Annotated in this window: 21 protein-coding genes and 1 pseudogene; 15 read left to right on the forward strand and 7 right to left on the reverse strand. The window is 55.0% G+C overall.

What is annotated here, in order from left to right; translation table 11 throughout:
• Positions 1-19: 19 nt before the first annotated feature.
• Genes CPH80_RS22200 through CPH80_RS01635 form a run of 4 tightly spaced genes read right to left on the reverse strand, consistent with a single transcriptional unit; the run spans position 20 to position 2,120 of the window.
• Entirely contained in the window at positions 20-412 is a 393-nt protein-coding gene (locus CPH80_RS22200) for an amidase family protein (protein WP_319823059.1), read from the reverse strand.
• Complete coding sequence (locus tag CPH80_RS22205; protein WP_264754808.1) at positions 304-711, reverse strand: amidase family protein; 408 nt, start codon at positions 709-711, stop codon at positions 304-306. Before CPH80_RS22205 ends, CPH80_RS22200 begins: the two co-directional genes overlap by 109 nt.
• Positions 603-1,094 (reverse strand): amidase family protein, encoded by a 492-nt coding sequence (locus tag CPH80_RS22210; RefSeq protein ID WP_227520315.1) that lies wholly within the window; start codon positions 1,092-1,094, stop codon positions 603-605. Before CPH80_RS22210 ends, CPH80_RS22205 begins: the two co-directional genes overlap by 109 nt.
• A gap of 18 nt (positions 1,095-1,112) precedes the next feature.
• Positions 1,113-2,120 (reverse strand): hypothetical protein, encoded by a 1,008-nt coding sequence (locus CPH80_RS01635; RefSeq protein WP_096275305.1) that lies wholly within the window; start codon positions 2,118-2,120, stop codon positions 1,113-1,115.
• A 191-nt stretch (positions 2,121-2,311) separates the two neighbouring features.
• Between CPH80_RS01635 and CPH80_RS01640 the strand changes: the two genes are divergently transcribed.
• Positions 2,312-4,066: an autotransporter assembly complex protein TamA gene (locus CPH80_RS01640; protein ID WP_096275306.1), complete on the forward strand. Its 1,755-nt coding sequence runs from the start codon at positions 2,312-2,314 to the stop codon at positions 4,064-4,066.
• Positions 4,063-7,794 carry a translocation/assembly module TamB domain-containing protein gene (locus tag CPH80_RS01645; protein ID WP_096275307.1) on the forward strand — a complete coding sequence of 1,244 codons (3,732 nt, stop codon included), beginning with the start codon at positions 4,063-4,065 and terminating at the stop codon, positions 7,792-7,794. The genes CPH80_RS01640 and CPH80_RS01645 overlap by 4 nt, the downstream gene beginning before the upstream one ends.
• A gap of 2 nt (positions 7,795-7,796) precedes the next feature.
• On the opposite strand, the gene CPH80_RS01650 is transcribed toward CPH80_RS01645, so the two are convergent.
• Positions 7,797-8,552: a gamma-glutamyl-gamma-aminobutyrate hydrolase family protein gene (locus CPH80_RS01650; protein ID WP_096275308.1), complete on the reverse strand. Its 756-nt coding sequence runs from the start codon at positions 8,550-8,552 to the stop codon at positions 7,797-7,799.
• Positions 8,545-9,546 (reverse strand): amidoligase family protein, encoded by a 1,002-nt coding sequence (locus CPH80_RS01655; protein WP_096275309.1) that lies wholly within the window; start codon positions 9,544-9,546, stop codon positions 8,545-8,547. Before CPH80_RS01655 ends, CPH80_RS01650 begins: the two co-directional genes overlap by 8 nt.
• 229 nt (positions 9,547-9,775) lie before the next feature.
• Between CPH80_RS01655 and lexA the strand changes: the two genes are divergently transcribed.
• Together lexA and CPH80_RS01665 are read left to right on the forward strand one after the other, a co-directional pair.
• Positions 9,776-10,384, forward strand: a complete 609-nt coding sequence (gene lexA, locus CPH80_RS01660) for a transcriptional repressor LexA (protein ID WP_096275310.1) — start codon at positions 9,776-9,778, stop codon at positions 10,382-10,384.
• Between the two features lie 43 nt (positions 10,385-10,427).
• Positions 10,428-10,919 carry a cell division inhibitor SulA gene (locus tag CPH80_RS01665; RefSeq protein ID WP_096275311.1) on the forward strand — a complete coding sequence of 164 codons (492 nt, stop codon included), beginning with the start codon at positions 10,428-10,430 and terminating at the stop codon, positions 10,917-10,919.
• An 8-nt stretch (positions 10,920-10,927) separates the two neighbouring features.
• Here CPH80_RS01665 and CPH80_RS01670 read toward each other — a convergent pair whose 3' ends face one another.
• The gene (locus CPH80_RS01670; protein WP_096275312.1) at positions 10,928-11,188 is read right to left on the reverse strand and encodes a hypothetical protein; all 261 of its coding nucleotides are present in this window, start codon (positions 11,186-11,188) and stop codon (positions 10,928-10,930) included.
• A 497-nt stretch (positions 11,189-11,685) separates the two neighbouring features.
• Here CPH80_RS01670 and CPH80_RS01675 point away from each other — a divergent pair.
• From CPH80_RS01675 to fliJ, 11 genes and pseudogenes are all read left to right on the forward strand, one after another.
• A pseudogene (locus CPH80_RS01675) lies at positions 11,686-12,667 on the forward strand (DUF1329 domain-containing protein).
• A gap of 89 nt (positions 12,668-12,756) precedes the next feature.
• Positions 12,757-13,110 (forward strand): SOS cell division inhibitor, encoded by a 354-nt coding sequence (locus CPH80_RS01680; RefSeq protein WP_096275313.1) that lies wholly within the window; start codon positions 12,757-12,759, stop codon positions 13,108-13,110.
• A 70-nt stretch (positions 13,111-13,180) separates the two neighbouring features.
• Positions 13,181-14,632 carry a sigma-54 dependent transcriptional regulator gene (locus CPH80_RS01685; RefSeq protein WP_096275314.1) on the forward strand — a complete coding sequence of 484 codons (1,452 nt, stop codon included), beginning with the start codon at positions 13,181-13,183 and terminating at the stop codon, positions 14,630-14,632.
• A gap of 230 nt (positions 14,633-14,862) precedes the next feature.
• Complete coding sequence (locus tag CPH80_RS01690; protein ID WP_096275315.1) at positions 14,863-16,101, forward strand: sensor histidine kinase; 1,239 nt, start codon at positions 14,863-14,865, stop codon at positions 16,099-16,101.
• Positions 16,102-16,113: 12 nt separating this feature from the next.
• On the forward strand, positions 16,114-17,598 hold the full coding sequence (locus CPH80_RS01695) for a sigma-54-dependent transcriptional regulator (protein ID WP_096275316.1): 1,485 nt from the start codon (positions 16,114-16,116) through the stop codon (positions 17,596-17,598).
• Positions 17,599-17,895: 297 nt separating this feature from the next.
• Entirely contained in the window at positions 17,896-18,264 is a 369-nt protein-coding gene (gene fliE, locus CPH80_RS01700; protein ID WP_096275317.1) for a flagellar hook-basal body complex protein FliE, read from the forward strand.
• Positions 18,265-18,279: 15 nt separating this feature from the next.
• Positions 18,280-19,977, forward strand: a complete 1,698-nt coding sequence (fliF, locus tag CPH80_RS01705) for a flagellar basal-body MS-ring/collar protein FliF (protein WP_096275318.1) — start codon at positions 18,280-18,282, stop codon at positions 19,975-19,977.
• On the forward strand, positions 19,970-21,013 hold the full coding sequence (fliG, locus tag CPH80_RS01710; RefSeq protein ID WP_096281306.1) for a flagellar motor switch protein FliG: 1,044 nt from the start codon (positions 19,970-19,972) through the stop codon (positions 21,011-21,013). The genes fliF and fliG overlap by 8 nt, the downstream gene beginning before the upstream one ends.
• On the forward strand, positions 21,013-21,924 hold the full coding sequence (locus CPH80_RS01715) for a flagellar assembly protein FliH (protein ID WP_096275319.1): 912 nt from the start codon (positions 21,013-21,015) through the stop codon (positions 21,922-21,924). Before fliG ends, CPH80_RS01715 begins: the two co-directional genes overlap by 1 nt.
• Entirely contained in the window at positions 21,905-23,305 is a 1,401-nt protein-coding gene (fliI, locus tag CPH80_RS01720) for a flagellar protein export ATPase FliI (protein ID WP_096275320.1), read from the forward strand. The genes CPH80_RS01715 and fliI overlap by 20 nt, the downstream gene beginning before the upstream one ends.
• On the forward strand, positions 23,305-23,748 hold the full coding sequence (gene fliJ, locus CPH80_RS01725; RefSeq protein ID WP_096275321.1) for a flagellar export protein FliJ: 444 nt from the start codon (positions 23,305-23,307) through the stop codon (positions 23,746-23,748). Before fliI ends, fliJ begins: the two co-directional genes overlap by 1 nt.
• Positions 23,749-23,836 lie beyond the last annotated feature (88 nt).

Genomic DNA, 23,836 nt, shown 5'->3' on the forward strand with positions numbered 1-23,836 from the left:
GGTATTCGTTTCAGGGGTTTCAGAATCCTTTGGGGGTCTGAAATCCAGCCAAATTAGCCTCTTCAAGCAATCGAGCAAACCCGATTGTGGTGAGATCCGTTCCTGGTGCCCCAATAACCTGCACGTTAAACGGCAGCCCTTCCTTTGTGCGCCCGATAGGCACAGAGGTGGCCGGTAAGCCGAGCAATGTCGCGAAGGCGATCCAACAGAACTGATCCATGTAGGCGCGGGGTTGCCCAGCTACCGTGATGCGGCGTTTGAAAACAGGCTGTGAATGGTCGTGCCGGATAGCCGCTGTGGGTGTTATCGGCGTTGGGCAGGCTTGAGGGAGGTGCTTAGCAGGCTGCCCAGCAGATTGAAGTAGGCGGGCAATATGTGCTCCAGGCTTAACAGGGGATGGTTGGCCTCGGATACGAGAGCGCCTTGATCCGCAAGTTTAGTGCCCAGTGCGCGGTAGCCATCGGTCAGTTCTTTTTCAACCGGGCACAGAGGATCTTCAAGCCATAGACCGACCCGCGCTTGCTTCAAGGTTTCGAGCCTTGAGGGGGCCATTTCCAGTTGCCAGCATCGGGTATCAACTGGTTTTGGCCCGGCGATTACCTTTAATAGCAGCTCAAGGTCTCGGGTATTACGGGCAAGAGGCCCGCCTTCCGCAAGATCTGGTTGCGACTGGGTGCCAAGAGGCCCCGGAATGTGCCCGCGAAAGGACACCAGTGTTCGCGACGGTTTATGCCCAAAATAATGGCCCCGGCATCTTCAAGGCGCTGCACAACATCGGCATGGTGTTCGGGCTTGTGGTCGCGCAGCGCGCGGGCACCGGCGGTGCAGGTCATTCCCGCCACTTCCCAAGTGTCCTTTACAGTCAGAGGTAGGCCGTGCAAGGGGCCGGTTGTTGCACCGGCAGCACGCTTCTGGTCGGACTCTCGTGCCTGCTCAAGTGCGCCAGCTTCGTCGAGCGTAACAATGGCGTTTACCGCTGGGTTGTGTTCGCGGATTCTTGCGAGCAGGGCGGTCACCAGCTTTTCGCTGCTTAGTGTGCCGGCTTCAAGTCGTGTCAGCAGCTCATGGGCTGGCTGGTAATGCAGTGCATCCATGTTACATCTCTTTGGTGTCTAGGGAAGCTGTTCACGCCAGCGCTTGACCTTTACCTGGCCTTTAATCGCGTCAATAATTTCGATGATCAGCGCGATCAATGCTTCGTTTCTTTCTTCGTTGTTACCTGGTTCGCCAGGCTCGCGAATAAAAGCATTTACAATGTCTTCAATAAAACCGTGGTTTGAGGCGGAAGCCAAATCTTCCAGAATCTGCTGGATAACGTTGGCAACAATATCGCCCACAGCATCTTCAAGAGTATCTTTAATAGTCGACCCCACCACCGGCAGGTATTTCAGCCGCGAAAGTTCGGAATTCTGCTCAAGCGCATGATCGACCCTGGCTTCAAGGTAACTTCTCAAGGCGCCGCGGTTGGGGATGTAACCTTCCTGTGCTGCCTCTGCCACCCGGAGCGAAATCCACCCAGAAAGCATCTCACGCCGTGGGTACAGGATGTCATTCTGGATTTTTTCGAACAACGGAGAGCCGAGTGTTAGCTCTTGTTGAACACCGCTCAATACTTTGGCCACGATGCGATCAGAAAGCTCTTCCATGAAGGCTTCGTAGTAGAAGTTTACGAAACGGTAAATGCCAGTACCGGTAACATCGATTACCTTGTACTGGTGCAGGCGGTACACAATGGAAATAACCCGCAGAATCCTCAAGAATCGTAGGCTTCCTACCGGTATGCAGCCCACCACATCATACCAGTGGATAAAGGGATAGAAGTACCAGCGGTCGTACACTTTGGCCCTGATTGCATAGCCCCAACGCACAAAAAACTCTGACAGGAAAACCGCAACGAACATTGCGTCGTACAGGATGAAGTTTTCATGTATTGGGTGGTAGATAGCCTTAAGTGCCGGAAGATACTCTTTCAACACGTTCTGGATAGCGACGAAGTTATAGACAGAGTCCCAGATAATAAACGCGAGGTTGATTATAAGCAGGCCCAGCATCAGGAAGTCGATAATAAACCAGGTAAGCTGATGGCTGGACTTCAGGTTCTCGCGGTTAATTTTCAGCATTCGCGGGTATCCGTCTTCGATGGTGTAATGGCGGCCGTAGATTTTGTTACAGGTTAGCGTATTTGAACCCGGCCGACGACTTGTCTGGGCGCGGATTAACTTGACCAGCTAGCATTAAACTCTCACGCTTGAGCGATAATTGCTTTCATCCATACCACCAATCCCATCACGACCAACACTGAAACAGCCGGATGCTATCACTTGATCACATTTTTAAATCGGGCCGAATCCGGCTTCTGGGCCTGTTGCTTTTCCTGTGGTCTTCCCCGAGCTTTGCCGAACAAGTTGAGGTTCGTGTAAAGGGTGACTATCCCGGGCTTCAGGAAAACGCTAACGCATTCGTTGGCGAGGTGGAGGGCCGAAACGCCGGTAACCTTCGTCGTTATGCGTCAACGGCGGTCAGCCAAGCTAGCAAAGCGCTGCGTGCACTGGGTTATTACAGCCCGGTTGTGGACTGGGAGGTAGAAGACGGTGATGCAGAAAACACGGCCCGGCTGATTTTAACTATTACGCCGGGTGACCCGGTGCGAATCAAATCCCGGACGGTTGATATCCGGGGCGCCGCCGCATCGGACTCGCGCTTCACAGATAACCTGCCTGTTCACCCCGCCGAGGGCGATGTCCTGAATCATGGCGACTACACCAATCTTCGGGACACCTTGCAAACCCGGGCCCGGCGCAGGGGCTACTTTGATGGCCGCCTTGTTACCCGCGCGCTCGAGGTTGATCCAGAAGCCCTGGCAGCAAACATTACTCTGGTTTTTGAAAGCGGTGACCGGTATCAGCTTGGAGTGGTAACGTTCGAAGACGGGCACTGGTTTGAACGCAGTCTTCTTCAAGATTTTGTGACCTTTGAGCCGGGCATTCCCTATCACGCGGATGAAATCGCAAAACTTAACAGCGATCTCCTTGGTAGTGGCTATTTCTCGGGTGTCGACATAGATGCGGTTCCGGGGAACGCTAAAGATGGGGTGATTCCCGTGCGCATCGGTGTGACTCGTAGAGATCGCCACTCCATTGCTACCGGCCTCGGTTTTTCTACGGATGTCGGGCCGCGCTTCCGGGGCACCTGGCGGGAACACTGGGTCAACCAGATGGGGCACAAACGCGGGGCTGAAACGGAGCTTTCAGCGCCCAGGCAAAACCTGAGTACCTGGTATGAACTGCCTCTGGACCCACCTATGACAGACTTGATCCGGTTTACGGCAGGTTATCAACGCGAAGATATTGAGAACGTTGAGTCCGAGCTGCTAACGTTTGGGCAGCAGTGGCAGCACCAGTTGGATGATGGCTGGCTGCAAGTGTTGTCAATACGCTGGGAAGGCGAGCAATTCAATATTGGCGATGATGAAAAGGGCACCAGTACTCTGCTGCTCCCGGGTGTGGCATATTCCAAACTGCACGCCGACTCATCGTTGGATCCGTCCCGGGGCTACCGTTTGCAGATAAATGTGAGCGGTTCTCACAGGGCGGCTCTATCCAGTGTGGATATCCTACATGTGAACGCTGTTGCTAAGGGCCTGTTTACACTTGCCGGAAAGCACCGATTTTTGTCTCGCGTTCAGCTCGGAGGCGTGGGGACTAACCGGTTTGCAGACGTGCCACCGTCTTTGCGTTTCTTCGCCGGTGGCGACCAGAGTGTGCGCGGTTACGGGTACCAGACGTTATCACCCGAGAACGATAACGGCGTTCCGGTTGGCGGCCGTTACACGGTGGTGGGCAGTGTCGAATACCAGTACCAATTTGCGGCCAATTGGCGTGCGGCTTTGTTTTTTGACCATGGCAACGCCATTAACGATCTGTTTGACCCCCTGGTCTCCGGGGCAGGTGTCGGCATTCGGTGGATCAGCCCGCTGGGGCCTTTGCGTTTGGATCTTGCTAAGGGCCTGAACCCTGAATTTGGTGGCGAGTGGCGGATTCACTTCTCGATGGGGCCGGAGTTATGACGAAAACACACCGCCTTCGGTTCTGGGTGCTTCTGCTTCTTGGGCTGCTAGTGTTACTGCCGGTGGTTTTGGTTTCGGCGATCCTGCTGGCGCTGCGCTCTGAGACCGGTACGGCATGGGTGATCGACCAGATACCCGGGCTTGAAGCGGTTAACGATCATGGCTCGTTGTTTGGAACCTGGCAGGCCGACCGCCTTGAATGGCGCGGTTACGGGGTTGATGTGGCGGTTGAATCCCCGCTTGTGGATTGGTCTCCCTCCTGTCTTTTTGATCTGCAACTCTGCCTTGAAACCCTACACGTGAAGCAGCTCGACGTTAACGTTCAGCCCTCTAAAGAAGAACAGGATTCGTCTGGGGATATCAGCCTGCCCGGGCTTGAGTTACCGCTGGGGTTGAGAGTTAGCGATGTAAGGCTCGGTACGTTTACCTTCAATGGCAGCAAAGTATGGGACAAACTTGAGCTTGATGCCGGCGGCTCTGGGGCCGACTGGAAACTGGAGCGGGTTTACTACCAGCTTGATGAATATACCGTGGTGGCCTCAGGCCGTGTGGAAACGCGGCGGGATTGGCCGGTCAATCTCGAGGTAAACGCGACTCTGCCGCCGCCTTATGGCGATACTTGGACAATCGACTTAGCGCTTTCGGGCAGTGTGCGAGATCTTGCTCTTTCAGGACAGAGTCGCGGTTATCTTGACGCTGCGCTGGAGGGCAAAGTGGAACCGTTGGCATCGAGCCTGCCTGCGCGCTTAAGGGTTACCTCAGAAACCTTCCAGGCCATCGAAGCCTTGCCGGAAACGCTGGTGCTGAAAAACTGGTTTGTTGAGGCCGCAGGTAGCCTGAAGAACGGATTCAAAACAAAAGGGCAGGCCACGCTGCCAGGCACCGAAGGGCCGGTTGATCTGGCACTTTCTGGCCTAGTTACAACGGCTGAAGCCAGAGATATCCGGCTGGAGCTTTCTGCGTTGAATAACGCGGAAACGAGTAAGGCGGGTGAGTCGCCCCAAACCTTGGTGGTCACTGGTAATACCCAATGGCAGGGCGGCCTCAGTGCGGATGCGGATATAAAACTACGGCAGTTCCCTTGGTATTCACTGATTCCCGGTTTGGATGAGCTGCCAGTTGCGCTTCGCAAACTGGATGGTGAAGCCTCGTGGCGTGAGGGTCGTTATCAGGCCAACCTGACCGCTGAAGTGGACGGGCCCCAGGGCAGTGCAGAGCTGGCTGCGGCAATTGACGGTGATACCAGCCAAGCACGGGTAACGGAACTTTCGGCGATGACCGGTGCCGGCTCCCTCTCGGGGGATGGCTCCGTGAGTTTCTCCGGGCCTCTGAGTTGGCAAGCGGCTCTGGAACTTGAGGATTTTAACCCCGGATACTGGGTTCCGTTTCTGGAAGCCAGCCTTAGCGGCCAGGTCACCACAGAAGGGCAGCTCACCGATGGACCGGTTCCTGCTATGGAAGCCAGCTGGGATTTGGAGGGCCAGTGGCGCGCCAGCCCTACGGTTGCCGCAGGGCGGCTTGATACTTCAAGTGGTGACTGGGTTGTGCCGGAGCTGAAGCTGGTTATTGGTGATAATCGCCTAGAAGGCAGCGGCCAGTGGGGCGAAGAATTGCAGGCCAGCTTGAACCTCAAGCTGCCAAACCCAGAAAAGATTTTACCGGGTTTGGCCGGGCGGGCGGATCTTCAGCTCACTCTCGCTGGCACCCCCGACGATCCTCGTGGAGAGCTGGCAGCGAGTGCTACCGAACTGCGCTGGAAGGATTTGTTGGTTGTTGAAACCTTCAGCCTGGATGCACAGCTAGAATCTGGTTTTCGCTTTAATAGTGAATGGGCGAGTAAAGGCATTACTGTCGCCGGACAAGAGGTTGAATCGCTTGTCGTTAAGGCCCAGGGCACGCAAGGTGACCATAAGGTCGCAATCGATGCGCAGCACAAAGACGCGCGGCTGCAGCTGGATTTCCAGGGGGCAGCGGGCGAGGCTTGGGCAAGCTGGCAAGGTAAGCTTACCCGGGGCGTTATTGATGTACCCGGGCAGGAGCAGAGCTGGGCGCTGGAGTCCCCCGCCGGGCTCGCTTATGGAAAAAACGGCGAACTCAGTTTTGCGGCCCATTGCTGGCGCTGGCAGCAAAGCTCAGTTTGCGCAGACGACCAGGCCCTGCTGCCAGTGCCCAGCCTTGCCTACCGTATTGGCAGCTTTCCCGCCGCAGCCCTGGCACCGCTTTTGCCTGAGACGTTGCGCTGGCATTCCAACATTAATGGCGAAATTAGTTTTACCTCCACCAGTAAGGGCTCTGATGGACGGATTGCGCTCGATGCAGGCGAAGGCCGTTTCGAATTGCTGCTGGATGGCGAATGGGAAACCCTGAGTTACGACACCCTTACGACGGAGTTGGACCTTAAGCCTGAAGAAGCCGATCTCGCTTTGCGGCTGTCTGGCCCTGAACTTGGTAAGCTCTCAGTGGATATGAAGCTGGATCCGATGGCTGAAGGCCGGCCGGTTGAAGGCCAGTTTAAACTGGAAGGCTTGGATATCGCCCTAGCCGGTCTGTTTACTGGGCTTGAAGAAGTAGCCGGTGAGGTCAATGGTGAAGGCACTATTTCTGGGCCGCTGATGAACCCGGCAGTGAAGGGCGAAATAGCGTTGATTAACGGTCGCGTGGTGGACCCCCGCTTACCGCTCCCCATGGAGGAAGTGGTTATCAGTGTCGAGCTTGACGGCTATTCCGCAGATATTCGCGGCCGGATAAGCAGCAATGCCCGCGGCGAGGCAATTATTCAAGGCGAGGTCGACTGGAAAGATGCTCCTGGTGGAGAGGTTCGTATTACCGGTGAAAGATTACCCTTCAGCATAGAGCCCTACGCCCATCTGGAGGTGGCGCCGGATTTGACCATCGCCTTCCGCGAAGGCGCCTTGAGTGTGGAAGGCCGGATTGAAGTGCCACGGGGCGATATAACAATAGAGGGGTTGCCCGACCAGGCTGTGTCGGTATCCGAAGATGAAGTGATTGTAGGCGTTGAGCAGGAAGAGCCGCTTATACGATCCCTGGATATGGACGTTACCGTTGTTGTAGGCGAAGACCGGGTTAGCTTTGTTGCGTTCGGCGTAACGGGCAACCTAGAGGGCACCCTGCGTATCGGTAACGACATGGACACCCGGGGCAACCTGCAGCTGGTTGATGGTCAATACGAAGCGTATGGCCAAGAGCTGGTGCTGCGGCGCGCACGGCTGCTTTTTGTTGGCAACTTGGTTCAGCCGTATCTCGATATTGAAGCGGTTAGGCAGGTAGACACGGTTGTGGCGGGGATTCGCCTGAGTGGGCCGGTTCAGTCGCCCACTACCGAAGTATTCTCCAGCCCGGATATGCCGCAAGCCGATGCTTTGTCTTACGTGATTCTTGGTCGGGCCCCTAGGGGCCAGAGTGATGACGGGCAAATGAGCCGTGCCGCCATCTCATTGGGGTTGACCCAGGTAAACAAGATAACTGGGCAAATTGGAGAAGGTTTTGGTATACGCGAATTAACGCTGGAAGCCGAGGGCAGCGGAGACCAGGCGTCGGTTGTGGCCAGCGGTTACCTGAGCGACGATCTCAGTGTCCGTTACGGGGTCGGAATCTTTGAGCCTATCAGCACCGTGGCCTTGCGCTACGATTTGGGCAGGTACTTTTATCTTGAAGCTGCCAGCGGGCTGGCAGCTTCTCTGGATATCTTTTATACCCGGGATTTCTGAGTTCAGTCCAGATCGAATGTTGCGTTCACCGACGCACTGGCTTCAGGTTCCAGTCGGGCCAGTTTGAACGAGAGGGCCGCTTGTAGAAACTGGCCAAAGATACGTCGGTGCCCACCAAGGTATAGCAGGTATTCGGGGTGCCACTGAAGCCCCATCAGCCATTGACCGCGGGTGCTTTCGATGGCTTGAACAAACAGGTCGTTGTCCACCGCCACTACCTTCAGGTTTTTGCCCAGGCGCTTGATTGCCTGGCTGTGAATCCGATTGGTACCGATTACCGACGCCCCCATAAGCTGGCCCAGCCGGCTTGTGGCTACAAGGCGAACGGTTTGCATGGGAAACAACAGAGGGCGGTGCTTGGTATTCACCCTTAACGGCGTTACGTTCTGGCACAGAGAGCCGCCGTGGAATATGTTGATGAATTGCGCGCCCCGGCAAATGCCCAACACCGGAATCCCAATAGCCTCTGCTTGTTCCAGCAGCAGCTGATCGGTGGTATCCCGCGCCCGGTCATACTGGGCGCTGACCTGAGGTTCCTGGCCATACCTCTCGGGATGCACATGGGTACCTCCGGAAAGCACCAGCCCATCCAGTAGTGATACATCCACCCGGGCGCCTGGGCGGATATAATACGTGTGCGCGCCTTTCAGCCGAAGCCCCAAGCCGATCAGGCGTTGAGCCATACGCTTTCTCGTAGGGCCGCTGATGCCGATCGTTAGGCCCGGCGGGCTGTCTTCCGGGTAGTTTTGTTCAGACATAGCCTTTACTTTTTAGCCAGTTCGCTGAGGTTTCCTGCCAGCTTCGGGTTAGATTGCGCAAGTTGATCTTTCGGCTGTCCCGAAATAGCGCGCGCAGTTCCGCCAAATCCTCAGCATGGTTAGCGAGCTGCTCTACCACTACCCAGTCATTCCAAACATTAGAAAAGTGCCATTCGGGGTTATCGATGTCACAGTCCGGAAGCCGGTAATGCAACGTTGGCCGGCTTTTGATGCGAGGATCTTCCACGTACTGATCCAGAAGCGGTTTGTCCAAGTGGGCAAACAGCGGCAACAGATCCAGAGCGCGGTTGCGGGTGGGATTGGATTCCAGATAATCCACCATCATCTGCTGTTGGTCTGGCGCGTAGTCGTCAGCGATCAACAAATCAGTGTAACGGCTGCTCCAAGGTTCAATGTAGGTGGTGAACTTTCTGCTGATATCCAGTTGATGACGTGCCTTTAGCCACTCGTAAAGTATCGCAAACGCTTGGTAGTAGCGGACCAACGTTGCTGGCTTGAGATCGGGCAACTCAGGGTTCAGCTGTAGGCCGAATGCGAAATAGATTGCCTCTCTGCTGCCCAGGGCCCCGGCTTCTCGAAGCTTGTCGACCAGAGTTTCAATCTGGTTCAGCCCAGAAAACGGCATGGGTGGGCTGACAATTTCCAGTGGCACAATCCGCTCAGCCGCCGCATCGATAACCTCCATAGCCTGCCCACCAAATTCACGGATGGACAGGGGCAAGCGCTCGTCTGCCAGATCCAAGTCTTTGATTGGATCTGAATCCAGCTCGATAACAAAGCACCCTAGGGGCGTTTCAAGCTTGCTCACATAGCGGGATTCTAATGCTGCTTCACCTTCGAGCAGCTCCGCAACCAAGTTTACAAGCTGTTCGTAGCCAAGCCCGGATAGTTCAATTTCCACGCCCACTCGGCGCTCTTTTCCGTCAGCGGTGTTTAGTATGTCTGGCAGTTTACAGGGGGTAGCTTGTCGCATAAGGCTCACTGGTGATGAATGTAAGGTCTTTTCACCATATCACACTACCGAACGGCCAATTATTAAGGGCTTGCAAGAAAATTGGCCGCTCGGCTTTACACTGGATAAAGCACTGTATATAGTCAAAACACTGTATAAACAAACAGGATGGTCGGTTCACTGTATACGCCATCAGATACTAGGCCCAGCATGCATAAGCCCTGCATGCAGCAAGCGGAGCAGCGAAACAATGAAGCTGACAGAAAGACAGACCCAAGTACTGGGAATTATTCGCCAATCTATCGATGAAACCGGCTATCCACCCACCCGCGCAGAGATAGCCGCGGAAATGGGTTTCCGTTCTGCCAATGCCGCCGAAGAACACCTGCGGGCACTGGCACGCAAGGGCGCTATTGAAATGGTTCCGGGTGCCAGCCGTGGTATTCGCTTGCCAGAAGTTGCCGAAGACCCAGGGTTACCGATTATTGGCCAAGTGGCTGCGGGCAGCCCGATTTTGGCCGAAGAACACGTTGAAGATCATTGCGCGCTGAAGCCGGAATTTTTTTCGCCTTCCGCCGATTACCTGCTTCGTGTCAGGGGTATGAGCATGAAAAACATCGGCATTCTTGATGGCGATCTGCTTGCCGTACACAGCACCCAAGATGTTCATAACGGTCAGGTAGTTGTGGCCAGGGTGGGAGATGAAGTGACGGTGAAGCGTTTCCGAAAAGAAGGCTCGAAGGTCTATTTGATCGCCGAAAACGAAGACTTCACGCCGATAGAAGTCGACCTGAAAGAGCAGGAACTGTTCATTGAAGGGCTGGGTGTGGGTGTTATCCGGCGCTCTGATCTGCACTGATAAGGCTGGTGTAACCACAGACGCATTGAAAAAGGGGTGATTTATGGAACAACTTAGCTTCAATGAGAACATGGCGTGGCAACATGGTAGCTTGCCTTGCCCCGTGCCGGAATACGCAGCCCGGAAACAACGGACTGTTATCCGCGCCAGGAATAAGCCGGACGTTGGAAGCCCCACTCCGGCTGGCAACGTTACGGAGATAATCCTGCCGGAAGGGCAGGTGGAAAACTTTCAGCTGTTGTTACCTATGCTCACTCAGCTCAACCAGGAAAAGCGTTGGCTGGCGTGGATCGATCCGCCCCAAGCGCTGGTTAGCAAGTGGCAGAAAATGCACGGTATTGTCACAGGAGAGCTTCTGGTTTTGCGCTCTACTGCAGAATACCCGGCTCGTAAGCTTGCGGAGATTGCCCTGAGCGCGGGGACCTGTCACGCAGTGGTTATGTGGACAGGTAAACTGGGTAGAACAGCTTTCGATTCTCTACAAAGAGCTGCAGCTGAGGGCAACAGCCACGGCGTGGTGCTCAGGCAGCGCTGAACAGCATTTTAGTGAAGCGTGTAGGCGGGCTGAGCGTCTGAGACGTCCAGCTCGTCATCGTCCCAGTCGATATCTTGTGTGACACTTCCAGCGGCTTCTATTCCAGCGGCAATCATTGCCTTGGCCACAGACATTTCCCGGTCTTCCATCATTTCGCGAGCTTCAGAAGAAAACGAAACCTTCACCAGTGGCTCACTGTCGTCGTCGATGCGCCGCAGGGCGTAATCGCCGTTGCTCAATTGTACAATCTCGAAAAACGATGGTGACATCTCAATAAACCTTCCAATTAGGCGCCCGAATTAATCAACCATCATATCATTTTGACGCGCAGATTTCTTTACGCCTTCCGTCTAGCTCTCAGGTGACAATAAAACACAAACATTCGCTTGAAACGGGCGTTTGAATTTAGCGAAAATGGCATCATAAGTATGGGTTTTTGGATTGTCTGGAGGAATACGGAATGCGGAGCCAATTTGTCGCATGTATTGCAGTGCTTTTGTTCGGGTTTTCCGGGCAGGCGTTGTCAGCAGTAACGGTTTCCGAAGCAGAACGGCTGAAGCAAGACCTGACGCCGGTTGGCGCCGAGCGGGGAGCCAATGCTTCTGGCAGTATTCCTGAGTGGACCGGCGGCTTGCGTGAAGCTCCCGCCAACTGGCGTAAGGGCCTGGTTGAAAAGGATCCGTTTCCTGAAGATGACGCCTTGTTTGTGATTACGGCGGACAATATGCATCTTTATAAGGACAAGCTTTCTGAGGGCTCGCGGCGGATGCTGAGCCAGTACGGCCCGGATTTTTTCATGCCGGTTTATCAAACCCGCCGCACCGCCGCGTTTCCGGAACACGATTATGACCAGCCCGTTTCCTATCCCTAAAAATGGGTTGGAGGTTATGTGGAATCACATGCTGCGATATCGCGGCGAAGAGGTATCGTTCCGAAGCGCAGCGGCTACACCACAGGTGGACGGCTCCTACAACCCGGTGGTCAACCAGTACGATTACTATATTGCTTACAGCAAGAAGGATGCAGAACTTGCTGATATAGACAACAAAATTTTCTACCTCAAAACCGATACCATCTCGCCTTCTACCTTGGCCGGCACTATAACGCTTGTGCACGAAACCCTTGATCAGGTGCGTTCGCCGCGGCTGGCATGGCGTTATGATGCGGGTTCTCGGCGCCTGAGGCGGTCACCGAACCTTGCCTACGAGACGGATCTGCCAAACTCCTCGTCCCTGCGCTCGGTAGACCAGAAAGACATGTATAACGGTGCGCCAAATCAGTATGACTGGGAGTTGAAGGGCAAGCGTGAACTGTTCGTTCCCTATAATGCCTACAAGCTGCACGATCAGTCGGTTAGCCCAGATGATGTTATCCGTGCCGGCCACATTAACCAGAAGCTGGCACGCTATGAGCTGCACAGGGTATGGGTGGTTGAGGCAACCCGTCGCACCGGCATCAAGCATATCTACGACCGTCGTGTTTTCTACGTGGATGAAGACAGCTGGCAGATCCTGATGTCGGAAGAGTATGACGACTCCGGCGATCTGTGGCGGGTTTCCGAGGCCCATAACATCAGCTATTACCAAGAGCCGGTGTTCTGGACTACCATGGAGATGACCTACGATATCAAGGCGAAGCGTTATTACATTGATGGCTTGGATAACAACTACCCAGCCTACGATTTTAACCCAGGGTTTCGTGGCGACGAGTTTAGCGCTTCCTCTGCGAGGCGAGCCGCCCGCCGCTGAGTTCTCGCAATAACGACAGATCGCCGGTGTTCGCTGGCGATCTGTGCGGGTCGTACGTTCCTTATCCCTTTGTGCAAGGAGAAAACGTGATGGCGAACCCTCAAAATAGTGCCCCGTCTGAGCTTAAACCCCATCTGGATAGCCTCGATCAGCTCATAACGGATCTTGGCCGCGCCCTGGCCGATCAGGACTGGGATGCTCTGGTTAGCCTCAACACACAGGTCAAGCCGGCACTAGAGCCTTTGATGACTGCGCTGGAGGCTGGGCAGGTGGACCCGGAGATAGTACGAACGCGGCTTGAAGAACTGCGCCAGTTTGTAGACGCGGCTGGCGAGGGGGCTACTCAGGCCAAGGCCGAAGCTGAGCAAGCTCTTAAAGGGGTGAACCGTAACCGGAATGCGGCTAAGGCATATCAAAATATTTCAATCCCTAGCTCTAAATAGCGTCATAAAATTGACTCTCTTGGTTTTACAGTCTTAAATACTGCACAAATCCCCAAAGAGACTCTTGTGAATGTCTAAAAATAACAAGGTGCTGGTGCTGAGCGAGGACGAATCGAGGCTCCGGGATATGACGACCATTCTGGAGTTCATTGGCGAAGAGCAGGTTATTGCTGGCAATGACGCCTTGGCGCTCCTGGAATCTGCAGATGAGGAGAGCCTAGCGGCCATTTCTGTGGTTGTCGTAAACGGCGCCGACTCCACCATCGTCAGCGCCATTGAAAAGGTGTGTAAGGCGGTTCAGGGTGTGCCTTTGTTGATGGTGGGCGACCCGGTGCTCAAAGGCTTGACGGAGCCAGATGCCGCCCGCGTTATTGCCCGCATGGAATGGCCGCTTAACTACACCAAGTTCGTTGATTCTCTATATCGTGCACAGATTTACGCGGATCAGTTCATTCGTGCCAAAGGCCGCGGTCAGCAGCGAAGCCTGCAGTTGTTTCGCAGCCTGGTAGGTACCAGCCGCAAGGTTCAGCAGGTGCGCCAGCTCATGGAGCAGGTCGCCGACAAAGACGTGAGCGTGTTGATTACCGGGCCGTCTGGCACCGGTAAAGAAGTTGTTGCCAGAAACCTTCATTACCACTCCTCACGCCGGGATAAGCCGTTTGTCCCCGTAAACTGCGGTGCCATACCCGCAGAGCTGTTAGAGAGTGAACTCTTCGGCCATGAAAAAGGCGCGTTTACCGGTGCGATAACGGCCCGAGTTGGGCGTTTCGAGCTGGCGGAAGGCGGCACTCTGTTTCTGGACGAAATCGGTGATATGCCTCTCAATATGCAGGTAAAGATCCTGCGAGTGCTGCAGGAGCGTACGTTTGAGCGTGTGGGTAGCAACCGGACGATGTCTGCAGATGTTCGTGTTATTGCGGCCACCCACAGGCATCTTGAGGACATGATCGAAACGGGCGAGTTCCGGGAAGATCTGTATTACCGGCTGAATGTTTTCCCCATCGAGGTTCCGTCATTGCGGGATCGCGTAGAGGACATTCCGCTGTTGATCAATGAGCTGATTTCCCGGATGGAGAAGGAAAAACGCGGCTCTTTGCGGATGAATTCGGCGGCGATCATGAGCTTATGTCGGCACGACTGGCCGGGAAATGTCCGCGAATTGGCGAATTTGGTGGAGCGGCTGTCGATTATGCATCCCTATTCGGTTATTGGGGTGCAGGAGTTGCCGAAGAAGTTTCGGTATGTAGACGATTTTGAAGAGAATCGGCCGATTGAAGATTCGGGTATGCCTTCTGGTATTCCGGGGTTGGTGGGGCTGGACGCTCCGGCTTTGTTGCCAGTGAATGGTATTGATCTGAAGGATTATCTGTCGAACCTTGAGAAGCAGCTGATTCAACAGGCTTTGGATGAGGCTGGGGGTGTGGTTGCTCGGGCGGCGGAGAAGCTGCGGATTCGGCGAACGACTCTGGTGGAGAAGGTTCGAAAGTATGGGCTTCGGGAGGAGGAACCTGAGCAGTCCTGAGTAAATAGACCTCCCTGTTTTTCCGTGACAATAAGACGTCAAAGGTTTGTGGCCTTTGGCGTTTTTCTCATTTTTGGCGACGTAAAACCGTCATATCACCATTCTATGAATTCCTTACCTACTGATATTAAAGAAAAAATCGTAGTTGGCACGGAGCTGGCTTGATGACTTGTAAACGAAACATCCGAAGGGTGCGGCCCGGTGTAACGGGCGGATCGGGGAGTCAGGTTATGAGTCAGGCACAGTTTGTTATTCAGTCGGCGGAGCACCAGGCCCAGGCCAATGCGGCGGCGGATGCTAACGATAAGGTTAGGGCGCTGTTTCCGCAGCAGGACGATGAGGCGGTGGATTCTGCGTTGGACATGTTTAACCAAATGTCGCGGCAGATTACCGATTCTTATCGCACGCTGGAGTCGCGGGTGAATCAGTTGTCTGGCGAGTTGAGCCACGAGTCGCTGCAGCGGCAGCAGGAGCTGGAGGAGAAGGAGCAGTTGGCCGATCGGCTTTCTACTCTGCTGAAAGCTCTGCCGGCCGGGGTGGTGGTTCTGGACAGCCAGGGTGCGGTGTCTCAAACCAACCCTGCGGCTATCGCGCTGCTGGGTGAGCCGTTGGATGGCGAGCGCTGGGTGGATGTGATTCGTCGTTGTTTCTCTCCGCGCCAGGATGATGGTCATGAGGTGTCCCTGAAGGATGGGCGCCGAGTAAGCATTGAGATCCGCACCATGGACAACCAGCCGGGGCAGTTGATTCTGCTCACTGACCTGACAGAAACCCGTCACCTGCAATCACAACTGGCTCATGCGCAGCGGCTTTCTGCGATGGGCAAGATGGTGGCTTCGCTTGCGCATCAAATTCGCACGCCTTTGTCTGCGGCCATTCTCTATGGCGGCCATTTAACTCAGGACGATTTGGATGAGGAAATGCGCCAGCGCTGCGCAACCCGATTGATGTCGCGGCTTACGCACCTAGAGCAGCAGGTGCGGGATATGCTGATTTTTGCCCGGGGCGAAACCCGTTTGGCGGAGCAGCTGCCTGCAGCAACATTGATTTCGGCTCTGCAATCCGCGCTGGATGGGCTCAGGCCTGCAGCCGGGTCGAATGTGATGTTAAAGAATGATGTGCCAGCGGATTACCTGTTGATGTGTAACCGGGATGCGTTGGTTGGAGCCTGCACCAATCTGGTGAATAACAGTCTTGAAGCCGGTGCTACAGCCGTTGCTGTCCAGGTTACATCGGATGCGGGCGACATGCTGATCCAGGTGATGGATAACGGCCCAGGATTTGGCAAAACCGAAGCAAACAGGCTGGCGGAGGCTTTCTATACCACGAAATCCCACGGCACCGGGCTTGGCCTGGCGGTTGTGCAGGCTGTTGTTAAAGCTCATCAAGGGCAGTTTTCTATTGAATCGCCGGAGCAGGGTGGCGCTGTTGCAACTCTGCGTCTGCCGCTATTGCGTAATAAAGGCTGATCGGAGGCAACCATGGCCAAAGCCCAGATTCTGATTGTTGAAGATGACCGCGACCTGCGCGAAGCGCTGGTAACCACTTTGGAGCTGGCGAAGTTTCGCGTGTGTGAGGCTTCGAATGCCCAGGAGGCGCTGGCACGACTGGCAGAGGCACCGGTCGACATGGTGGTTAGTGATGTCAACATGCCCGGGCTTTCTGGCCACGAGCTATTGGGTGAGGTGCAACGGTTACACCCAGGTTTGCCGATGATGCTGATTACCGCGTATGGGCAGATCAGCCATGCCGTGTCTGCTATGCAGTCCGGGGCGGTGGATTATCTGGTTAAACCGTTTGAGCCCAAGGTGCTTGTAGACGCAGTTACCAAGGTAGTGGGAGGCAGTCGTCAGAAAACCGGTGATGAGCCAGTGGCCGAGGATCCGATAAGTAAACGTATATTTCAGCTGGCAGCCAAGGTGGCTGGCAGTGATTCTACCGTGATGATTTCCGGGGAAAGTGGTACGGGTAAAGAGGTTTTAGCCAGATACGTTCATCAGCAGTCGCCACGGGCGGACCAGCCATTCGTGGCCATTAACTGTGCAGCTATCCCTGAGAGCATGCTCGAGGCGATTCTGTTCGGCCATGAAAAAGGTGCCTTTACCGGTGCGGTTGCCTCTGCCCCTGGCAAGTTTGAGCAGGCCAATGGCGGAACGATTCTGCTGGACGAAGTTTCAGAAATGGATCCGGCACTGCAGTCAAAGCTACTCCGTGTTTTGCAGGAGCGGGAAGTCGAGCGGGTAGGTGGTCGAAAAACCATCACGCTGGATGTTCGAGTGATTGCCACAACCAACCGGGACCTAGCGGATTTTGTGCGGGAAGGGCGGTTTCGTGAAGATTTATACTATCGGCTGAGCGTATTCCCCCTGCACTGGCAGCCGCTGCGGGAGCGCCCGTTAGACATATTGCCGATGGCCATGTCGCTGCTGAAAAACCATTGTCGCAAGATGAAGCTTACGGGTATCAGCTTTGCTGCCGATGCCCGCAATGCGCTCATGCAGCACAGGTGGCCCGGCAACGTTCGCGAACTAGATAACGCGATCCAGCGGTCGCTGGTCTTGCATCAGGGCAATGTGATCCACGCCGGGGATTTGTGTCTTGATCTTGGCGCCACAGGCCGTTTTGATGGCAATGGGGCTGCTGTAGCTCCGGTAACAGCGCCCTTCGCGACTGAGCCGGCCGAAGAGAGAGATGCGCAGTACGCTGAGCAGCCAACTGCGGTAGCTTCTAACTCAGGATCTTCTGAAACAAATCACCCAGCCCCAGAAGCAGTTGAAGTCGGGTCGCTGGGAGATGATCTGCGCCAGCAGGAGTTTCGTATTATTATCCAGACACTCAGAAATGAGCGCGGGCGCCGCAATAAAGCCGCGGAGCAGCTGGGCATAAGCCCAAGAACGCTTAGGTACAAACTGGCCCAGATGCGTGACGCCGGAATTGATCTAGATGCCGAGTTGGAGATGGCGTAAGTCTTTTTAGTAAACCCTTTGTAGTACCCGTTTGTAGTACCCCTTCATTACGGCACCCCATGGGTGCCTTTTTTTGTGGGTGGCTGCACGATGAAATCGATGCTCTCAGCGGCTCAGCTCTCACTTCAGTCGATACCCTGTCAAAACTCTGCCGGAAATTAATACTCGCCTCTATAAGTTCGCCCTAACTAGCTGTAATTTAGCAGAAAAATAATTGTGGCCTGACCATTGCTTAGCCTTAACCATAGAGTTAGACCAGCAAGACCATCCACGCCGGGGTGGTGTCAGGAGAAAGTTATGGTTCAACGTGCCGATATCAACAGCGTTCTTTCCGATATTCGTTCACTGCGCTCGCAAATGAATCAGGACCAGCGTGTTGATCAGGATCAGTCAGTGCGTGGCCGTATCGACGGGCCGCGCCAGGTTGACCAAACCCAAGAGACATCAAACTTCGGTGATATGCTGAGCAACGCTGTCAATAATGTGAACGAGGTTCAGCAAAATACCAACGACCTGCGGACAGCGTACGATATGGGCGACCCCAATGTGGACATTACCCGCGTGATGATTGCTGCCCAAAAATCTACGGTGTCCTTCGAGGCTTTGACCCAGGTGCGTAACCGCGTGGTCAGGGCTTATGAAGACATCATGAATATGCCAATCTGATAACGGAGCACAGACATGGCCAGCGTTCCCGCAGAAACCTCCTCAAACATGCCAGCCGCCCAGGGTGGCGATAGCTCCGAGAGCAACAGCGACCTGTTTCTGGGATTTAATCGCTTAAACCTTCTACGTCAGGTTGGCCTGATGGTTGGGCTTGCTGCCAGCGTTGCGCTGGGCCTCGCGGTTGTACTCTGGGCCCAGGAGCCAAACTACCAGCCAGTGGTGGGGGATCTATCGGCGTACAACCCTCAGGATGTGACCACTATTCTTGAAAGCAACGGCATCGATTTCAAAATGGATACGCGCACCGGCGCCCTGCTGGTGCCGTCCGATCAAGTTTACAATGCGCGCTTGAAGCTGGCTGCCGAGGGCGTAACAGATCAGAAGACCATGGGTTACGAGCTGCTAGACAAAGATCGTGGGCTGGGTACGTCGCAGTTCATGGAAACCGTTAACTATCGCCGTGGCCTTGAGGGTGAACTGGCGCGCACCATCAGCAGCATGCGTGGCGTTCGCGCTGCCAGGGTTCACTTGGCGATCCCGGAGCGTTCCGTATTTGTTCGGGATGCCCGTGATCCAACGGCCTCCGTTTTTCTCGAAACGTTTGCAGGGCGCCGCCCCGAGCAGGAGCAAATTGCAGCGATTGTGAACTTGGTCGCCGGCAGTATTCCGATGATGAATAAAGACCATGTCACGGTTGTTGATCAAAATGGCAACCTGCTGACTGGGAAAGAAAGCCGTGGCGATGGCGAGCGCATGCAGGATCAGTACGAGTACACCTCGCGCGTGGAAGATGGCCTGGCACGCCGTGTTTCCTCTTTGATCGCACCTATTGTTGGCGAAGGCCGGTATCGGGCAGAAGTGTCTGCAGATCTGGATTTTTCGTCGGTAGAGCAGGCTGAGGAACTGTTCAACCCTGAACAGCAAGCGGTTCGCAGTGAGCGTAATTTGACTGAACAGCGTGTTGCCGGCTTCAACGGCGGCATCCCAGGGGCATTGTCCAACCAGCCTCCTGCCAATGCTACCGTGCCAGAACAGGTAAATACAAAGGCGGTTGACGCGGATGGCGTAGCGCCGGCACAGCCAGTTAATGTGCGTAAAGAATCTACGCGCAACTATGAGATGGATCGCACGGTAAGCTACACCCGGCAGGAAATGGGGCGCGTGAGACGGATAACCGTTGCGCTCGCTGTAGACGATATGAAAGTGGTTAATCCGGATACCGGCGCGGTGACCTACGAGCCCTGGCCTGAGCAGGAGTTGCAGCGCCTGAGCATGCTGGTGCGGGATGCAGTAGGTTATTCTGCTGCTCGGGGCGACAGCGTTACCGTGATGAATACCGCGTTTGCGCCGGAAGAGGAATTTGAGTTTGAAACCCCGGGGTTCTGGGAACAGCCCTGGTTTTGGGATCTGATGAAGCAGGTATTGGCAGGTTTAGTTATCTTGGTGCTGGTGCTTGGCTTGCTGCGCCCGACGCTAAAGAGTTTGTCTGGCAGTGGGCGCCGTGAGCGTGGAGATGGCTCGGATTCTGATGGTCTTGAAGGAGCGGGAGGCAACGATGCCTTGCGCCAGGCCATGTCCTCACAGGACGACTTGCTTTTGCCGGGCGCCACAGACAGTTATGATAGGCAATTGAATGCTCTTAAAGGCCTGATTGCCGAAGACCCGGCGAGGGTTTCTCAGGTGATGCGCCAGTGGGTGAATGTTGATGACTGACCAATCCGTGCCGCCGGGCGGTGATTCGCCACAGAAGTCTCAGCGGAAAATTCCGCGAGTAGAGCAGGCTGCGATCCTGCTGATGTCTCTGGGCGAGGCAGATGCAGCCGAAGTGCTCAAGCATATGGGCCCGAAAGAAGTTCAGCGGGTGGGTGTTGCCATGGCCCAGATGAAAGACGTCAGTAAAGATGACGTCTCTTACGTTCTAACTCAGTTCGTGGACGCTGTGGGTGGCCAGACCGGTTTGGGCGTGGGTAATGATGACTATATCCGTGCCATGCTCACCCAGGCTTTGGGGGACGACAAGGCTGCCAGCCTGATCGACCGCATTCTCATTGGTGGCAATACCACCGGCTTGGATACGCTGAAATGGATGGAGCCAAGAGCCGTCGGCGACATCATCCGCTACGAGCACCCCCAAATTCAGGCCATTGTTATCTCTTATCTGGATCCTGACCAAGCCGCCGAAATTCTTGCGACCCTCGATAATAAAGTACGCCTCGACGTGATGCTGCGGGTTGCTTCGCTTGAAAGTATCCAGCCCCAGGCCCTGCAGGAATTGAACGACATTCTGGAGAAACAGTTCTCTGGCGGTTCAGCGGCCCAGACCAGCCGCATTGGTGGTGTAAAGCGTGCTGCGGACATCATGAACTTTATGGATCGCAGTATTGAAGGCACTCTGCTGGATTCCATCAAGGATATGGACCCAGATCTAGCGACCACCATCGAAGACCTCATGTTTGTGTTTGATAACTTGAAGGATATTGAAGATCGGGGTATTCAGGCGCTGCTGCGAGAAGTGTCTTCAGAAGTGCTGGTTGTCGCACTCAAAGGTGCCGATGATGGAGTTCAGGAAAAGATCTTCAAAAACATGTCCAAGCGCGCTGCCGAGTTGCTGCAAGACGACCTTGAGGCCAAAGGCCCGGTTAAAGTGAGTGACGTGGAATCGGCTCAGAAAGACATTATTACCATTGCCCGTCGCATGGCCGAAGCGGGAGAAATCACGCTTGGCGGTGCGGGTGAAGAAATGATGTGATGAAAGACCCCTCCAAAGATCTCAATCGTATCCCCAAAGAGCAGCTAACCGCCTATGAACGGTGGGAGCTCCCATTGCTGGATGCCCGTGGCAACGAGGTTGCCCGTGAGGAGGAACTTAGTGTCAAACCTCTGACAGCCGGAGATATCGCCGAGATTCGCGAAGCTGCGCGGGAAGATGGCCTGAACGAAGGCCGGGAACAGGGTATGCAGGAAGGCCGCTCTGAAGGTTACGAACAGGGCCACAAGGAAGGGCTAGAAGCCGGCCTAGCTGAAGGGCGAGAGCGTGGGCAGAGTGAAGGTTACGATGAAACCCAAACTGAAGTAACCGCGAGCTTAGAGCGCCTGGAGCAGTTGCTGGGCGAGCTGCTTTTTCCGATACGCCAACACCAAGATGAGCTTGAAACCTCTCTGCTAAACCTCACCATGGTGCTCGCCCGGGCGGTGGTCTATCGTGAATTGACGATCGATTCGTCACAAATCCGGCAGGTGGTGCGCAGGGCGGTTGAGGCACTGCCCTCAACGGCGGAGAACGTCCGTATTTATGTTCATCCAGACGACTACAGTGCGGTTCGTGACGTGGCGGAACGTTTTGAGGCGACAGCCTCCGTTGTGGAAGATGATAAAGTGTTGCCTGGCGGCTGCCGGGTTCAAACCCGTAACAGCCTCGTCGACTTTACCGTTGAAAAACGCTTTCAGCGTGCTGTGCAGAGCATGTTAGAACAGCAAATAGATGACAATGAGAACGACGAGCCCGAAGAACTGGGCTCCCCGATGGATGATCTGACGGACTTTCAACGGGATGTACTGAGCACGCCGGATAACACCCCGAACGAAGACAGCCCTATTGAAGACAACCCGATAGAAGAAAACCCCACCGAAGGCGAGCGTGATGACGACCTCCCTGGCTGATCGTCTGAACCTATATCAGACCTACTTGCGCACGGATCTAGAGCCCGAGCTTTCCGGCCGCCTGACCCGAATGGTAGGGCTGACGCTGGAATGCGTTGGCTGCCCTATGGTAGTGGGTGACCGTTGTGTGATCAAAGGTCAGGGTACGGGTACCGTTGAAGCCGAAGTTGTGGGGTTTGAGGATGACAAAGTATACCTGATGCCGCTAACCGCCATTGAAGGCCTGAAGCCAGGCGCCATGGTGGTTCCGTTATCCTCTGCCAGCCGTGTTCCCGTTGGGCCCCTTATGCTGGGCCGCGTTGTGGATGGCAGTGGCGAACCTCTCGATGGTAAAGGGCCGCTTCAGGCCGAGGCCCGGGTTCCCCTTACCGGCGAAATCATTAACCCTCTCAATCGTGCCCCCGTGCGGCAGTCTATGGATGTAGGCATCCGAGCTATCAATGCTTTGTTGACCGTTGGCCAGGGACAGCGGTTGGGGCTTTTTGCCGGCAGTGGCGTTGGTAAAAGTATGCTGCTAGGCATGATGACCCGGTTTACCGATGCCGATGTCACTGTGGTTGGGCTGATTGGTGAGCGGGGCCGGGAGGTTAAGGAATTTATTGAAGACATTCTGGGTGAGGAGGGGTTGGCCCGATCGGTTGTAGTTGCCTCTCCAGCTGATGACTCACCATTAATGCGCCTGCGAGCAGCCATGCTCGCCACACGGATTGCCGAATATTACCGCGACAAAGGCAAGCGTGTGCTTTTGCTGATGGATTCGTTAACTCGATACGCCCAAGCCCAACGTGAAATTGCGCTGGCGGTTGGTGAGCCCCCGGCCACCAAAGGTTATCCACCTTCCGTATTTGCCAAACTGCCGCAGTTGGTGGAGCGCACAGGTAACGGCTTGCCCGGAGGCGGTTCGATCACCGCGTTTTATACCGTGTTGACTGAAGGTGACGATCAGCAGGATCCTATTGCCGATGCAGCTAGGGCGATACTCGATGGCCACATTGTGCTTTCCCGCCGGTTGGCGGAAGAAGGGCACTACCCGGCCATCGACGTTGAGGCTTCCATCAGCCGTGTGATGCCGCAAGTAACAGAAACCGAACACTTCGCCCGTGCCCAGCGCTTCAAGCAGGTTTATTCACGCTACCAGCAAGCGCGGGACCTGATCAGTGTGGGCGCTTATGTGAAAGGCTCCGACCCGGAAACCGACTTTGCCATAGCCCATATCAGCAATATGCGCCAGTTCCTGCAACAGGATCTAAACGAACGCGCTTCGCTGCCAGAAAGTATTGAGGGGCTGCTATCGGTTGTGCCCGAGCGGTACTCCCCAGAACGCCGGAAATCTGCCGTTCCTGATCCTGCGGCTGCCAGCGCCAACCGAGGTGATGGTTGATGTTGCGTTCCCAACGCCTGGGGGTAGTGCTTGCTCTGGAAGAGCGCAAAGAGAAGGAAGCGCTGGGGCACATGGGCAAAGCCCGTGAACTGGTGGAGCAGCATAGCGAACAGGTGAAAAACTTAAATCGCTATCAGCAGGAGTACCGGGATCAAATTCGCAATAGCCAGCATGGCGTGGTGCAGGTCAGCCGGTTACAGGCATGGCAGGCATTTATTGCGCAACTTGATCAGGTTATTGTGCAACAACAAAAGCAGCTGGCCCAGGTCGAGGCGGTTTTTGACACCCGCCGGCAGGAGTGGCAGCGAGCCTGGGAGCGTCGGCGAGGCATGGAAAAATACATCGCGACCTGTCGTCAGCAAGAGTCAAAGGCGCAGGATCTGCAGGAGCAGAAACTATCCGATGAGGCGGCGGGCCGTGCTTTTACGCGTCGCCGCCGTTAACACTTGCGCTGAATCCATCGTAATTTTATGCAAACTGGCGGTGCTGGGCTATCCTTATACAAACAGGCTGCGTGAACCATGGCAGCTA

The organism is Marinobacter sp. LV10R510-11A (assembly GCF_900215155.1).
In the GTDB taxonomy this organism is placed as follows: Bacteria; Pseudomonadota; Gammaproteobacteria; order Pseudomonadales; family Oleiphilaceae; genus Marinobacter.